A 14434-nucleotide genomic window follows, 5' to 3' on the forward strand; every position below is an offset into this window, starting at 1 on the left:
GGTCGATCACCGCGTTGCATCGTTCAGGGCCGCGAATTCGTTGCCCGACGCCGGCGCGCCTCGGCCATCTTGAGATCGATATAGGCCTTGGCATGCTCGGCAAGCGGCATGTTTTCCGTCCAGGTGTCGCGCCAGATCGCACAGGCCAGCGAAAGCCCCTCGTCCACCACCGCGCTGGAGAAGGATTCAAACGTAATGTCGCGCTGGTAGTCGATGTCCAGCAGGGCGTCGAAGATCAGGTCGAAATTGACGACGCCATCGCCGAGATAGCCGCGGTTGCTTTCGCCGATGTGGAAATAGCCAATATTGTCGCCGGCCAGCCGGATGGCCGCCGCCGGATTGGCCTCCTCGATATTCATATGAAAGGTATCGAGATGCAGCCGCACATGATCGGACCCGGTCTGCGCGATGAAGGCAAGGCCCTGCGCCGTGGTGTTGAGAAGATTGGTCTCGAACCGGTTGACCACTTCCAATACCAGATCGACGCCGGCGGCCCTGGCAATGTCAGCGGTTTTGGCGATCGCCGCCACGCTGTTGTCCCAGCCCTTCTGCGTGGGCATGCGTGCATATTTCGCATGCGCCGAATAGAGAATGCCGCCGAGCTTGCTGCCTCCGACATCGCGCACGGCCGCGACCGCATCGGCCAGCATCCTCTCGCCGGCCTTGACCGCCTCGGGCTCTTCGCTCGAGACATCATGGCTGAAGGGCAGCCCCATAGTGACGGCAATGTCGAGATCGAGCGCCGCTGCCCGCTTCGACAGGGCGTCGAGATCGAATTTTTCCGGCCGCAGATAGGCGAATTCGATCATCCGGTAGCCGCAGGCTGCCGACTTCTCCATCGCCTCCTCCAGCATCGCCTGGGTCTGACCGCCCGTCCACACAAAGGAATGAATGCCAAGCCGTCCCATGATGTCCTCCCGAAGACATGACGATTTATTATGTTGTTATGTGCAACAAAATATCCAATCCTCGCCCCTGTCAAGGGACCTCTCGCCAAATCGAAATGGGCAATTGTTCAGCGGATGCGACAGGTCTTTTATGATGCATTGCAAAATGACAATTATTGCGGATGCGAGACACCCTTTCTCCGCTGCCGGAGCGCCGCTCAAATCGAGATTGACAGAATTGGTAAATGAACTAATTTGTCACTTCAAACAACATATAGAGCAGCATCCGTCGTGTGGTGAGGAGATCGATCGGCAAAATGCCTGGGAGAGGCAGGCCGGTCAGCACGGGGATGTACGGTATGGAGGACCAGGCGACGGTACGGCTGACGGGATAACCGCAGCCTGCTGAAGACTGCATCATGTTGGGAGGCAGCCATTCCATGAAGCCCGATCTGAAAATCGTTCCGGATTTCGAGAAGATCATCTGCGCACCGGCAGAGTCGTTTCGATGGCACATGCACGACTATCCCTATTTCGGCGCCAAATGGCACTACCATCCGGAATACGAACTGCACCTCACACGCACCACATCCGGCGTGATGATGGTCGGCGACTATATCGGCGAGTTCAAGCCGGGCTGCCTGGTGCTGACCGGTCCGAACGTGCCGCACAACTGGGTGAGCGACATCGAGCCCGGCAAGCTGATCCGCAACCGCGACATGCTCATCCAGTTCAGTGCCGAATGGGCCGACCGCAGCACCGGCCTCTGCCCGGAATTTGCCGGCATAAGGCCGCTCTATGAGGACGCGGTGTATGGCGTCGAGTTCTCCGGTGCCACGGCTCTCGCCGGACAAAGGCTGTTGGCCCAGATGGGCGCCGTGCACGGCGCCGAGCGGGTGCTGCTGTTCATGCAATTGATGGTGGCTCTTGCCCGCAATCCCGCCGAGCGCCGCAAGCTGTCGCGGCTGGCGCCGACATCGGCCCATGTCGAACTGCCTGTCGAACTGGATGTGGCCATGGGCTATGTCATGGAACATTACAGCGACGATATCGATCTCGCTTCGGTCTCAAAGCTGTGCGGGCTGGAACCGCAGGCGTTTTCGCGTTTCTTCAAGCGCCAGACGGGCCATACCTTTGCCCGCTACGTGATCCTGGCGCGGGTCTATGCGGCGTGCTCGCTGCTGACCCAGACCTATCGGCCGATCACCGATATCTGCTTCGAGGTCGGCTTCAACAACATTGCCAACTTCAACCGGCAGTTCTTCAAGATTTGCGGCCGCACGCCCTCGGACTATCGCCGCAATGCCCACAAGATCGGCACCGAGGCACGCACCGATCCGTTTCGCGAGATCCGCGCCTTTTCCGCCGGCCTCGCGGCCGTCGGCCAAAAAGTATAGGTCGCCCGCAAAGCACGCGTGGCAGCCAATCCTGACCGCCACTAAGCTCCACGGACGCACTTGGTGAGCAAGCCGCAAAAAGCAGCGGACAACAACATCATGATCGCGAAACGAAATTCGACCGCCGGGAGGAGCCGGGGCGTCGCGTTTCGAGGCGCCGGCCTTTGCCGGGCGCGGGAGGCGCTTGTCGGCCGTCGGCTGCAGGCGACAAGAAACACTCTAGGAGGAGAGAGTTAGATGATCAGAAAAAGTGGAATTGGGCTTGCCGCACTGACACTCGCGCTGATGACGACCGTATTGCCGGCGCATGCCGACTTCTGGTCGGATGCCGGCGCGAAATACAAGGGCGTCGTGCTGCATGGCGTTACCGAAAGCACGCCGCCGTCCAACTACATCAAGGACGTGCTGGCGCCGGAATTCGAAAAGAAGACCGGCATCAAGGTCGAGATCGAAACGACCTCCTGGGACCAGATGTATGACAAGGCGATTAAGGACATGGAAGCCAAGACTGGCATCTATGACATGATCTATATCGAGCAGGACATCATCTACGCCTATCTGGCGCGCAACTTCCTCGTCGACATCACCAAGTCGCTGAAGGACGATCCGTCGCTGAAGGCGCCGGACTACGATGAGTCTCACTACACGACCTTCGCCAACTATTTCAAGAATGCCGACGGCGACATTTTCGGCACGCCGATGGAAGCCTTCATCAAGGTCTATCTCTACCGCACCGACCTGTTCAACGATCCGAAGATCCAGGAAGCCTTCAAGAAGGAAACCGGCAAGGATCTGAAGCCCGCCGTCACCCACGAAGAATACACCCAGATTGCCGAGTTCTTCACCAAATACGGCAAGGACAACGGCCTTGATCTCTGGGGCACGACGGCGCAGGCTCATACCGGCCACCCGGCTTCCTGGTACGAATTCTTCGAATCCATCGCACCGACCTTCGGCGTGTTCAACTGGGGCATCGATGCCTCGAAGAACTATGCCGCCTCGGTTGAAAACGGCGGCACGATGAACAGCGCCGAATCCAAGGCTGCGATGAAGTACTGGCTGCACCTGCGCGACATCGCACCGCCGGAATCGGCCGCCAGCACCTGGACCGAAGTCGGCACGACCTTTGCGGCCGGCCGCGTTGCCCAGGGCCTGGTCTATGGCGAAAATGCCGCCTGGATCGCGAGCGATGCGGAAAAGTCGAAGGTCGTCGGCAATGTCGGCGTGGCACTTCCCCCGACCGAGCCGGCCGTTCTGGCCGAAGTCAAGGCAGGCAAGGGCTATCTCGGCTATTACGACGGCGGCGCCTTCGGCCTGCCGGTGACATCGAAGAACAAGGAAGCTTCGCTGCTGTTCCTGCAGTATATCGGCCAGGATTCGGTGCAGCCCGACTGGGCGGTTGCCGCCCCGCGTATCACCAATACGGCGACCTACGACGATCCGAAGATCATCGAGATGGATAAGAAACTCAACGGTTACTATTCCATGCTGAAAAACGACGGCAAGCTGTTCGCGGGTGCACCGCCCTACCCGTTCCATGCCCAGGTGCGTGAAGCCACAGCCCCGATCTTCTACAAGATCCTGCTCGGTGAAGTGCCCTCCGACGAAGGTCTCGACCAGATGGCGGCGGCGGCTGAAGCGGAAATGAAGAACCTCGGCTATCGCAAGTAAGCCGACGCAAGTCTGCTCCGGGCGGCCGTTTGATACGGCCACCCGGATGCACATTCTGCGCTCCGCCGCGAGGGTGATCGCGCGGACATCGACTTCCGGGAGACAGGTTCATGCGTTCAAACACTGTGGGCTGGCTGATGCTCGCCCCGACCATTGCGATACTCGGGATTTTCGGCATAGCGCCCTTCCTCTACGTGCTCTACGTGGCCTTCCATCAATGGAACCCGTTCGGCGCCAGTCCGATGATGATCTATAACGGCGCCGACAATTTCCGGCGCCTGGTCTTCGATCCGGAATTCCTGCGCTCGGTCGCCGTCACCGCCAAATTCGCCTTCTTCGCGGTGGTGAGCGAGATTGCGCTCGGATACCTGCTCGCCCAGCTGTTCATGCGGGAATTTCCCGGCCGCGGCTTTTTCCGCACCATCCATACGCTGCCGCTGATCGTCGCGCCGATCGTTGTCGGTTCCGTCTGGCGGCTGATGACCACGCCCTCGATCGGCATCATTCCCTATCTGCTGAAGCAATGGTTCGGCTACGACATGAACATCGGCCGCGACGCCGGAACCGCCTTCGCGCTCACCGTAATCATGGACATCTGGCACTGGACGCCGCTGGTCACCCTGACCCTGCTGGCCGCCTTGCTGGCCCTGCCCAAGGAGCCATTCGAACAGGCCCAGATCGACGGCGCCAATCGCTGGCAAATCTTCTGGCACGTCACCCTGCCGATGATCCGCCCGGCAATCCTCGCCACCGTCTTCATCCGCCTGATGGATGCGCTGCGCACCGTCGATGAAGTGTGGATGCTGACCTCCGGCGGCCCGGGCGATGCCACCCGCTATGTCGGCCTGCATATCTGGAAAATCGTCTTTCCCAAGACCGACTACGGCTATGGCGCTGCCATCTCGGTGATCGTTCTCTACCTGACGCTGGTGATGTGCTGGATACTTTATGTGTCACTCGTCGCCCGCCGCGAACGCAAGAGGGTGGCATGATGCGCCAGCAACGTCCCTATATCTACCTGCTGCTCTGGCTGGGGCTCAGCCTCATGACGCTGTTTCCGATCTACTGGCTGTTCGTCATCTCGGTGAAGCCGGCGGTCGAGCTGTTCACCACGCCGAGCCTCATCCTCGATACAGTCTACTGGAAGAACTATATCAACGTCATCGGCAACGCGACGCTGCGCGGCTACATGATCAATTCGCTGATCATCTCGACCAGCAATGCGGCCCTGGTCACGGTCCTTGCCTTTCTCGCCTGCTATGCGCTGTCGCGCTTCGATCTCGCCGGCAAGGAAAACATCTTCTTCTGGACGATCACCAACCGCATGGCGCCGGCCGCCGTCTTCCTGCTGCCCTTCTATCTCCTGTTCACCCAGGTCTTCACCTGGGGCGACTGGAAGCTCTACGACACCAAGATCGGCATGATCCTGCTCTATTGCACCTTCAACCTGCCGTTTGCCATCTGGACGCTGAGGCCAACCATCGACGGCATTCCCAAGGAGCTTGATGAGGCGGCCACGGTCGACGGGGCCAGCACCTGGCAGGTGATTTCCGAAGTGGTGTTTCCGTTGGCGCGTCCCGGCCTTGCCGTCACCTTCATCCTCACCTGGGTGTTCGCCTGGAACGAATTCCTGCTGGCCGCGACGCTCACCAGCTTCAACGCCCGCACCATCACCACCGGCCTGTCCGAATACGTCACGACGACCGGAACCGAATGGGGAACGATGGCCGCCATTGCCGTCATCACCCTTATCCCGGCCCTGATCATCTTCTCGATGGTCCAGCGCCACATTGTCGCCGGCCTGACCTTCGGCGCGGTCAAGGAGTGAACGATGCACCATGAAATCGATCTCGACGAAACCGACGAAACGCCTGCCACCGTCGTGGCCGGCAAGGCCGAACGGGTCGGCTTCCTGCCGATCGTCACCAACTGGTTCGACCGTGTCTTCGTCGGCATCTACCTGTTTGTCGCCCTGGAACTGATCTGGATGCGGTTCCTCGAACAATCGATCCCGCTGACCGTCTGCCACGTCCTGGCGATCGCGCTTGGCGCCCTGATCGTCTGGCGCGGCTGAAATCTCAAGCGGCATCCGAATATGAGAAATGGAATGAGACCATGAAAGCACTGGTTCTGGAAGAAAGAATGAAGCTGTCGCTCAGGGACTTTCCCATCGAGCGCGAAGAGCATCTGGGCCCCCGCGACGTGCGCATCAAGCTGCACACGGTCGGCATCTGCGGCTCGGATGTGCACTATTACACCCATGGCGGCACGGGCGTCTTCCAGGTGAAGGCGCCGATGATCCTCGGCCACGAAGCGTCGGGCACGGTGATCGAGGCCGGCGCTGACGTGACCTCGCTGAAAGTCGGCGACCGGGTCTGCATGGAGCCGGGCATTCCCGACCCCAACAGCCGCGCCACCCGCATGGGCATGTACAATGTCGATCCCGCCGTGCGCTTCTGGGCGACGCCGCCGATCCACGGGATCTTGCGCCCGACCGTGGTGCATCCCGCCGATTTCACCTTCAAGCTGCCCGATAATGTCTCGTTCGCCGAAGCCGCGATGGTCGAGCCGCTGGCCGTCGGCGTCCATGCCGCCACCAAGGCGCAGGTCAAGCCCGGTGACATCGCCCTGGTCATCGGCGCCGGCCCGATCGGTCTGGTCACCGCCCTTTCAGCGCTTGCCGCCGGCTGCGCCCGGGTCTTCGTCAGCGATGTCGACGACGCCAAGCTGGAGATCGCCGCAAAACTGGGCGCCATCATCCCGATCAATGTAAAGCGCCAGGATCTCGCCAAGACGGTGCTCGCCGGCACCGACGGCTGGGGTGTCGAGATCGTCTTCGAATGCTCCGGCCATCCCTCGGGCGCCGAAGGCGTGTTCGATCCGCTGTCGCCCGGCGGCCGCGTCGTGTTCATCGGCAGCCAAGTCCATCCGATCCATTACGACGTCGGCAAGGCGATGGTGCGCGAGGCGCGTGTCGAACATGTCTTCCGCTACGCCCATGTGTTTCCGCGCTGCGTCGCCATGCTGTCTTCGGGCGCCATCGACGTCAAGCCGCTCATCACCCGCACATTCGACTTCGACGACAGTGTCGGCGCGTTTGAAACCGCTGCATCCGCGCCCAAGGGCGAAGTGAAGATGCAGATCATCCTGCCGCAATAGAGGAACTGGTATGGCTCAGGTCGCCGTCAAGGACGTCATCAAGAAATACGGAAGTCTCCAGGTCATCCATGGGGTCAGCATCGACATATCAGATGGCGAATTCGTCGTGCTGGTCGGCCCGTCGGGCTGCGGCAAGTCGACCTTGCTGCGCATGATCGCCGGGCTGGAATCGATCTCCGGCGGAACCGTTTCGATCGGCGCACGCGTCGTCAACGACGTGCTGCCCAAGGATCGCGACATCGCCATGGTGTTCCAGAATTACGCGCTCTATCCGCACAAGAATGTCGCCGACAATATGGGCTTTCCGCTCAAGCTGAAGGGCGCACCGAAAAGCGAGATCGAGGCCAAGGTCAAGAAAGCCGCCGATATCCTCGATCTCGGCAAGCTGCTCGACCGCTATCCCAAGCAACTCTCCGGCGGCCAGCGCCAGCGCGTTGCCATGGGCCGCGCCATCGTTCGCGATCCGCAGGTCTTCCTGTTCGATGAGCCGCTCTCCAATCTCGACGCCAAGCTGCGCGTCACCATGCGTGTCGAGATCAAGGAACTGCATCAGCGCCTGAAGACCACGACGATCTACGTGACCCATGACCAGATCGAGGCGATGACCATGGCCGACAAGATCGTCGTCATGCGCGACGGCCTGGTCGAGCAGATCGGCGCGCCGCTCGATCTCTATGACGAGCCGGCCAATGTCTTCGTCGCCGGCTTCATCGGTTCGCCCTCAATGAATTTCGTGCGCGGCAAGCTTGCCGCCGTCAACGGCGAAACCGCCTTCGTCAGCGACAACGGCACGGTGCTGCCGGTGCCCGTCGGCACGCCGTTGCGCGAGGCGCCGGTGGTCTACGGTATCCGCCCGGAGCATATCGAGCACCACGATGCCGGGCTTGCTGCCACCATCTCGGTGCTCGAGCCGACCGGTTCGGAAACCCAGATCTTTGCCCATATCGGCGGCGATCCGCTCAATGCCGTGGTCAAGGACCGGATCGCGCTGAAGCCCGGCGAAACCATTGCGCTGCGGATCCACCGCGAACGCGTGCATCTCTTCGACAAGAAGAGCGGTCAGCGCATCTGAGCCTCTGGAAAGGATTATAAGTATGTTCCTCGAAAAATTCCGGATGGACGGACAGGTCGCCGTCATCACCGGCGGCGGCCGCGGCATCGGGCTCGCCTGCTGCGAGGCGCTCGCCGAGGCCGGCGCCCAGGTGGTGATCATCGACCGCGAACAGGCACTAGCCCATTCCGGCCAGCAGGCGCTGGCGGATCTCGGCTACGAGGCGGATGCCCATGTGCTCGACGTCACGGACTCTGGCGCCGTCGAGCGGGCCGCCGTCGCCATTGCCGAAAAATACGGCCGGATCGATGTGCTGGTGGCCAATGCCGGCATCGCCCGCAGCGGCACGGCGGCCGAGGATACGCCGGACGAGCTGTGGCTCAATGTCAACGACGTCAACTACAACGGCGTCTTTTGGTGTAACCGCGCTTTCGGCCGGCAGATGCTGAAAGCCGGACGCGGCGCCATCGTCAATATCGGCTCCATGTCCGGCTATATCGTCAACCGGCCGCAGATGCAGACCTATTACAACGCCTCCAAGGCGGCCGTGCACCATCTCACCACCTCGCTTGCCGCTGAATGGGCGGACCGCGGTGTGCGCGTCAATGCGGTGGCGCCGACCTATATCGAGTCGGAAATGACCAAGGTGGTCAATATCGACCCCGGTGTCACCGACATCTGGCTGCGCGACACGCCGATGGGGCGGGTCGGCCAGCCCCATGAGATCGCCTCCGTCGTGCATTTTCTCGCCTGCGATGCCTCCAGCCTGATGACCGGCACCACGGTCAAGGCGGATGCGGGCTTCACCTGCTGGTAAATAAGGAACGGACCCATGGATTTCACTGGAAAACGCGTCATCGTCACCGGCGCCGGCAAGGGCATCGGCAGAGCGACGGCCTTGATGCTAGCTGCCCGCGGCGCAAAGGTCATCGCCCTCACCCGCACCGCAGCCGATCTTGACAGCCTGAAACAGGAGATCGACTGCGTGGCGATCACCGTCGATCTCGCCGATCCCGTTGCGACCAGGGCGGCGGCCCTCAGGGCGCTGCCGGCCGACCTCCTGGTCAACTGCGCCGGCACCACCGAGCTCGAATCCTTCCTCGATGTCTCGGTGGAAAATTTCGACCTGCTCTATGCGGTCAATACGCGGGCGCCGATGATCGTTGCCCAGGAATATGCCCGCGACATGGTGAAGTCGGGCCGCAAGGGCGCGATCGTCAATGTCTCAAGCGTCGCCGCCTTTGTCGGTATTCCCGACCATGCCGCCTATTGCGCCTCCAAGTCCGGCCTCGACGGGCTGACGCGGGTGATGGCCAAGGAACTGGCGCCGCAGGGCATTCGGGTCAACGGCGTGCACCCGACCGTGACGCTGACGCCGATGGCGATCAAAGCCTGGAGCGATCCGCAGAAGGCGGCCGGCATGCTGGGCCGCATCCCCGTTGGCCGTTTCGCCGATCCCGACGATGTGGCTGAGGTCATCCTCTTCCTGCTGTCGGATGAGGCCGGCATGGTCAACGGCCTGTCGATGCCGGTCGACGGCGGCTACATGATCGCCTGAAGCATCGGCGATCGTCACAAAATACACACTACGAGGACTTTTGCCATGACGCGTTACGATACCAAACTTGCCCGGATCAAGGCCGGAAACTATCGCCGCGGCGACTTCATCATTGCCGATGCCAAGGACGGCGACATGGGCCCGAGCATCCGCTCCTGCGGCCCGAAGCTTGGAAAAGACGGCACGTTCACGCACTATCGGACGCGAGCGGAATTCCTCGACCAGGTGCGCGCCGTCATCGCCCAGGACGTGGTCGACATCCTGCTGGCATCGGCGTCCAGTCTTGAAATCCTCAACGAAACCGGCGCCTTCGACGGCACCAGCGTCAAATCAGCCTTCCGTGCCAATGACGCGACCGACATCTGGGTCGGCCGCGGCGCCAGCTATGCCAAACAGCCGTCGCGGCCCTATCGGACGGCCTCGATCGAGGCATCGCGGCGCCAGAGCGATCTCGGCCTCTATTCGATCACCTTCAACAACGATCTCGATGCCGATTACGAGTCGCAGCTCGCCTTCCTCGATTTCGTCGACGAGGCCAGCGACCACGAATTTCAGTATTTCCTCGAAGTCTTCAATCCGAATGTCGAGACCGGCATCGATCCGGAGCAGCTGCCTTATTACATCAACGACTGCATCTGCCGGGCGCTCGCTGGCCTCACGCGCGCGCAGCGGCCGCAATTCCTGAAGATTGCCTATAACGGACCGAAGGCGCTGGAAGAGCTGGCCTCCTATGATCCCGACCTGGTGGTCGGCGTGCTCGGCGGCGGTGCCGGCACGGCCCGCGATACGTTCGAGCTCATCCATCAGGCCGAAAAATACGGCGCCCGCATCGCTTTGTTCGGCCGCAAGATCAATCTCGCCGAAGATCCGCTCGCCATGGTCAAGCTGATGCGCGCCGTCGCGGATGGCGAGGTCAGCCCGCTGGAGGCGGTCAAGGCCTATCACGGCACCCTGCAGGCCTCTGGGCAGACGCCGCTGCGCAGCATCGAGGATGACTCAAAAATCACCGAAAAGGTCCTGATGGGCTGACCAGGGCGGATGGGGAGGACGATATGGCGGACACGCAAAGGCGCGGCTTCATTGCCGGCGGCACCTGGTGCCTCGACCGCAATCGCAAGATTGAATCCTGGCCGCGCGAGGACAGTGTCGGCATTGCCTGGGGACTGGAGGAGCGCGGCGGCGGACCTGCCTGCAATCTCGCCATCGACATCAAACGGCTCGACCCATCCCTTCCGGTCGAAACCATCGGCCTGGTGGGCGATGATGAGGCGGGCCGCAAGCTGATCGCCGAAGCCGACCGGGCCGGTCTCGATCGGCGGCAGATGCATGTGAGCCGTGCCGGCCCGACCCATACCACCGAGGCCTTCATCTCCCAGCAGAGCGGTCAGCGCACCCATATCTCCGATCTGGGTGTTGCTGGCCTGCTTTCGCCGGATCATTTCGACTTCTCCAGCACAACGGCCCGCTTCCTGCATCTGGGTCTGCCCGGCATCCATCCAACCCTGGACGGGCGTTTTGGCGAGGATGCCAATGGCTGGGTGACGGTGCTGAAGGCCGCGCGCCGGGTGGGACTGATGACCAATCTGGAACTCTGCACGGTCACGCCGGAGCGGCTGCGCGGCCTGATCCTGCCCTGCCTGCCGTTTCTCGATACGCTTATCGTCAACGACAGCGAGATCGGCGCCCTGGCGCAGATGCCGACCCTGTCGGGCGGGCATACCGATATCGCCGCCTGTGCGGCGGCCGCAGCCAGCCTGCTCGACCATGGCGCCATGCATCTGGTGACCGTGCATTTTCCGCAAGGCGCAATCACGGTGCCGCGCGACGGGCCGCCGGTTTTCGTTGCCTCCGTCACCGTGCCGACGGAAGCGATCGTCGGTCCGAACGGCGCCGGCGACGCCTTTGCCGCCGGCTTCCTGTACGGCCTGCATGAAGACTGGCGGCTGGAAGACAGCCTGTGGCTCGGCCACGCCGCGGCTGCCTGTTCGCTGCGGACTGCAGGAACCACGGATGGCATCGTGGGCTGGCGCGAGTGCCTGGAAATTGCCGCGCGCTGGGGGCGAAGACAATCGCCGGACCAGGCCAGCAGCCGATACAAATCAATCTGACATGAGAGGTGGAACGCAGATGGCACATGAACTGGACGGCAAGATCGCAGCGGTAACGGGGGCGGCCTCGGGCATCGGCCTTGCCAGCACAAGGGCGATGATCAAAGCGGGGGCGCGGGTCGTGCTGGTCGACCGCGACCAGGCGGCCCTGACGAAAATCAGTGCCGAACTCGGCGAAGCCGCCATACCGCTGGTGATCGACCTGCTCGACGCAAAAAGCTGCGCCTCGATGATGCCGTCGATTCTGGAAAAAACCGGCCGCCTCGATATATTTCACGCCAATGCCGGCACCTATATCGGCGGCGATCTCGTCGATGCCCAGACCGCCACGATCGACATGATGCTCAATCTCAACGTCAACGCCGTGATGAAGAATGTCCATGACGTGCTGCCGCACATGATCGAACGCGGGTCGGGCGACATCATCGTCACCAGTTCGGTGGCGGGGCATTATCCGCTGCCGTGGGAACCGGTCTATTCGGCCTCGAAATGGGCCATCACCTGCTTCGTGCAGACCGTTCGCCGCCAGGTCAACAAGAAGGGCGTGCGGGTCGGATCGGTGTCTCCCGGACCGGTGATCAGCGCGCTTTTGGCCGACTGGCCGGAGGAAAACCTGAAGAAGGCCAAGGAATCCGGCAGCCTGATCGAGCCTGAGGAAGTGGCAGACGCCATTCTGTTTATGCTGACCAGACCGCGAAACGTCACCATCCGCGATATCGTCGTGCTGCCGACGAATTTCGATATCTGACGGTCGAGAGAATGCCACAGGTGCCCGCGAATTGCTGGAGCAGACCGGCTGTCCATGTCATGAAATCAGCTGTCGCCATGGCAAGACGCCTGGCCTCGTGATCAGGCGTCATCGCTTGGGCGGTGTCTCCTGCTCTTCAATTCCCATGGTGACGCTCGCACCGATGATCATGCCGGAGCTCTCCCACGCCTTCACCTCCGCGTTTCCGTCGACCAAGGTCATGCAAGTCGTCAGCGACCACGACACGCTGCTGCATAAACTGGCCAATGCCGAAATCGACGTCGCGATCGGCTACGATTTGCAGGTGCCCGAAGGTTTCGATTTCATACCGCTGGCAAGCCTTCCGCCCCATGTCCTGGTGGGCGAGATACACCCCTTCGCCCGCCTGTCGGCGGTCTCGATCAAGGATATCGCGCCCGAACCGCTGCTGCTTCTCGATCTGCCCATCAGCAGCGAATATTTCCTGGCCATCTTCATGCAGGAGGGGCTGACACCGCATATCGCAGCGCACGCGGCTTGACTGAAACTTCCCGCCTTTGCGACGTACCGGCCCCGAGCGCCCGAGCCTAATTTATAGGCAGCGACCAATGATTAGGCAGGGGCTAAGCACTGGGCCAGAATTTCATAATTTACACCCCCCAGCCTGTCCGGCTTACTCACCGTCAAGACGCTCCAGCCTGGCGTGAAAATGCATCTGGGCCGGAACCATTGGACAAAACAATCCTATGAAGAACAGCGTGATCGACCTGACACCATCAAAGCCGATCGGCTTTCCGGGCGAACCGGCCAAATTGAAGCTCCATACACAAGGACTCTGCAAGTTCTATGACGGTTTCGCGGCACTCAATCCAACGGACCTGAAGGTCAACGCCGGCGAACTCCTCACCCTTCTCGGCCCCTCTGGCTCGGGCAAGACAACACTGCTGCAGCTGATTTGCGGCCTGTTGAAACCGAGCGATGGCCGTCTCTACATCGATGGCCGCGACCGCACCGACAGTCCGGCCAGCGAACGCGACGTCGGTGTGGTCTTCCAGAACTACGCACTCTTCCCGCATTTGACGGTACACGAGAATATTGCCTTCCCCCTGGAAATGCGCAGCGTCGGCAAGGTCGACGCCAAAAAACGCATCGCCGAAGTGCTTGAAATGGTCGGGCTCGCCGATTTCGAAAAGCGGTTTCCCTCAGAGCTTTCCGGCGGACAGCAACAGCGCGTGGCGCTTGCACGCTGCCTCGTCTACGGCCCCTCGCTGATCCTGATGGACGAGTCACTGTCGGCCCTTGATCGCAAGCTGCGCGAGGCGATGCAGATCGAGATCCGCCGCATTCACCGAGAAACGGGCACGACGATCATTTTTGTCACGCATGACCAGGAGGAGGCGTTGGCGCTCTCCGACCGCATCTGCCTCATGAATGCGGGCCGCATCGAACAGATCTGCAGCCCTCAGGAGATGTATGAGCGCCCGGCCAGCCGTTTCGCCGCTGACTTCATCGGCATCTCGAACATCTTCGAGGGCAAGGTTTTGAACGGATATTTGCAGACGTCCGACGGCGCCATGCCGGTATCGCAAGTAACCCACGCCGATCGCGGCTATCTCGTCCTGCGTCCGGAACATATCCGTATCGACGCCTCGGAAAGCGCCATGCTTTCCGGCCGCCTGATCGAGACGATTTATGCCGGCGCGGAATGCTCGCTGATGATCCGGCTCGAAAGCGGCTTCACGGTCACGGCGCGGCGCTCCTCGAGCCTGCCGCATCTTCAGATCGGCGACATCGTCGGCCTGACCTGGAAACCGGAGGATGCCCGCTTCCTCGACAATGGCGGCTAGCCAGTGATCGCATGCCTCAAACCATAGCA

15 protein-coding genes are annotated in these 14434 nt (G+C 61.5%); 14 read left to right on the top strand and 1 reads right to left on the bottom strand.

All coding sequences use genetic code 11. The features are described from left to right. Window positions 1–23: 23 nt before the first annotated feature. Window positions 24–908, bottom strand: coding sequence for a sugar phosphate isomerase/epimerase family protein (locus HGO38_RS12210; RefSeq protein ID WP_250956162.1), 885 nt, complete (start codon window positions 906–908; stop codon window positions 24–26). A 398-nt stretch (window positions 909–1306) separates the two neighbouring features. Here HGO38_RS12210 and HGO38_RS12215 point away from each other — a divergent pair, with 398 nt between their 5' ends. The 14 genes from HGO38_RS12215 to HGO38_RS12280 all read left to right on the top strand — a co-directional run bounded on the left by HGO38_RS12215 (window position 1307) and on the right by HGO38_RS12280 (window position 14405). Beyond that, the gene (locus tag HGO38_RS12215) at window positions 1307–2284 is read left to right on the top strand and encodes a helix-turn-helix domain-containing protein (RefSeq protein WP_250956163.1); all 978 of its coding nucleotides are present in this window, start codon (window positions 1307–1309) and stop codon (window positions 2282–2284) included. A 237-nt stretch (window positions 2285–2521) separates the two neighbouring features. Continuing rightward, window positions 2522–3955 (top strand): extracellular solute-binding protein, encoded by a 1434-nt coding sequence (locus HGO38_RS12220; protein ID WP_250956164.1) that lies wholly within the window; start codon window positions 2522–2524, stop codon window positions 3953–3955. A gap of 110 nt (window positions 3956–4065) precedes the next feature. Further along, window positions 4066–4947 (top strand): carbohydrate ABC transporter permease, encoded by an 882-nt coding sequence (locus HGO38_RS12225; protein ID WP_250956165.1) that lies wholly within the window; start codon window positions 4066–4068, stop codon window positions 4945–4947. Continuing rightward, window positions 4947–5783, top strand: a complete 837-nt coding sequence (locus HGO38_RS12230) for a carbohydrate ABC transporter permease (protein WP_250956291.1) — start codon at window positions 4947–4949, stop codon at window positions 5781–5783. Before HGO38_RS12225 ends, HGO38_RS12230 begins: the two co-directional genes overlap by 1 nt. A 3-nt stretch (window positions 5784–5786) precedes the next feature. After that, entirely contained in the window at window positions 5787–6029 is a 243-nt protein-coding gene (locus HGO38_RS12235; RefSeq protein WP_250956166.1) for a DUF2160 family membrane protein, read from the top strand. Between the two features lie 41 nt (window positions 6030–6070). Beyond that, on the top strand, window positions 6071–7114 hold the full coding sequence (locus HGO38_RS12240; protein ID WP_250956167.1) for an NAD(P)-dependent alcohol dehydrogenase: 1044 nt from the start codon (window positions 6071–6073) through the stop codon (window positions 7112–7114). Window positions 7115–7124: 10 nt separating this feature from the next. Continuing rightward, window positions 7125–8186, top strand: coding sequence for an ABC transporter ATP-binding protein (locus HGO38_RS12245; RefSeq protein WP_250956168.1), 1062 nt, complete (start codon window positions 7125–7127; stop codon window positions 8184–8186). 22 nt (window positions 8187–8208) lie between these two features. Then, window positions 8209–8982, top strand: coding sequence for an SDR family NAD(P)-dependent oxidoreductase (locus HGO38_RS12250; protein WP_250956169.1), 774 nt, complete (start codon window positions 8209–8211; stop codon window positions 8980–8982). Window positions 8983–8997: 15 nt separating this feature from the next. Beyond that, entirely contained in the window at window positions 8998–9723 is a 726-nt protein-coding gene (locus HGO38_RS12255) for an SDR family oxidoreductase (RefSeq protein WP_250956170.1), read from the top strand. Window positions 9724–9768: 45 nt separating this feature from the next. Further along, window positions 9769–10752: a beta/alpha barrel domain-containing protein gene (locus HGO38_RS12260; protein WP_250956171.1), complete on the top strand. Its 984-nt coding sequence runs from the start codon at window positions 9769–9771 to the stop codon at window positions 10750–10752. Window positions 10753–10775: 23 nt separating this feature from the next. Then, a complete protein-coding gene (locus HGO38_RS12265) occupies window positions 10776–11831 on the top strand; it encodes a carbohydrate kinase family protein (RefSeq protein WP_250956172.1) in 1056 nt (351 codons plus the stop codon). Between the two features lie 19 nt (window positions 11832–11850). Beyond that, window positions 11851–12579 carry an SDR family oxidoreductase gene (locus tag HGO38_RS12270; protein WP_250956173.1) on the top strand — a complete coding sequence of 243 codons (729 nt, stop codon included), beginning with the start codon at window positions 11851–11853 and terminating at the stop codon, window positions 12577–12579. Window positions 12580–12610: 31 nt separating this feature from the next. Continuing rightward, window positions 12611–13099 (top strand): LysR substrate-binding domain-containing protein, encoded by a 489-nt coding sequence (locus HGO38_RS12275; RefSeq protein WP_250956174.1) that lies wholly within the window; start codon window positions 12611–12613, stop codon window positions 13097–13099. 205 nt (window positions 13100–13304) lie between these two features. Beyond that, complete coding sequence (locus HGO38_RS12280) at window positions 13305–14405, top strand: ABC transporter ATP-binding protein (protein ID WP_250956175.1); 1101 nt, start codon at window positions 13305–13307, stop codon at window positions 14403–14405. Window positions 14406–14434: the final 29 nt, after the last annotated feature.

The organism is Rhizobium sp. CG5, assembly GCF_023701945.1.
GTDB lineage: Bacteria > Pseudomonadota > Alphaproteobacteria > Rhizobiales > Rhizobiaceae > Allorhizobium.

What these genes read in the sequence shown, in the direction of transcription:
- HGO38_RS12240 (WP_250956167.1), top strand. Translation starts at nt 6,071, where the DNA reads ATGAAAGCACTGGTTCTGGAAGAAAGAATGAAGCTGTCGCTCAGGGAC.
- HGO38_RS12210 (WP_250956162.1), bottom strand. Translation starts at nt 908, where the DNA reads ATGGGACGGCTTGGCATTCATTCCTTTGTGTGGACGGGCGGTCAGACC.
- HGO38_RS12215 (WP_250956163.1), top strand. Translation starts at nt 1,307, where the DNA reads ATGTTGGGAGGCAGCCATTCCATGAAGCCCGATCTGAAAATCGTTCCG.
- HGO38_RS12230 (WP_250956291.1), top strand. Translation starts at nt 4,947, where the DNA reads ATGCGCCAGCAACGTCCCTATATCTACCTGCTGCTCTGGCTGGGGCTC.
- HGO38_RS12250 (WP_250956169.1), top strand. Translation starts at nt 8,209, where the DNA reads ATGTTCCTCGAAAAATTCCGGATGGACGGACAGGTCGCCGTCATCACC.
- HGO38_RS12280 (WP_250956175.1), top strand. Translation starts at nt 13,305, where the DNA reads ATGAAGAACAGCGTGATCGACCTGACACCATCAAAGCCGATCGGCTTT.
- HGO38_RS12245 (WP_250956168.1), top strand. Translation starts at nt 7,125, where the DNA reads ATGGCTCAGGTCGCCGTCAAGGACGTCATCAAGAAATACGGAAGTCTC.
- HGO38_RS12270 (WP_250956173.1), top strand. Translation starts at nt 11,851, where the DNA reads ATGGCACATGAACTGGACGGCAAGATCGCAGCGGTAACGGGGGCGGCC.
- HGO38_RS12220 (WP_250956164.1), top strand. Translation starts at nt 2,522, where the DNA reads ATGATCAGAAAAAGTGGAATTGGGCTTGCCGCACTGACACTCGCGCTG.
- HGO38_RS12265 (WP_250956172.1), top strand. Translation starts at nt 10,776, where the DNA reads ATGGCGGACACGCAAAGGCGCGGCTTCATTGCCGGCGGCACCTGGTGC.
- HGO38_RS12255 (WP_250956170.1), top strand. Translation starts at nt 8,998, where the DNA reads ATGGATTTCACTGGAAAACGCGTCATCGTCACCGGCGCCGGCAAGGGC.
- HGO38_RS12260 (WP_250956171.1), top strand. Translation starts at nt 9,769, where the DNA reads ATGACGCGTTACGATACCAAACTTGCCCGGATCAAGGCCGGAAACTAT.
- HGO38_RS12225 (WP_250956165.1), top strand. Translation starts at nt 4,066, where the DNA reads ATGCGTTCAAACACTGTGGGCTGGCTGATGCTCGCCCCGACCATTGCG.
- HGO38_RS12235 (WP_250956166.1), top strand. Translation starts at nt 5,787, where the DNA reads ATGCACCATGAAATCGATCTCGACGAAACCGACGAAACGCCTGCCACC.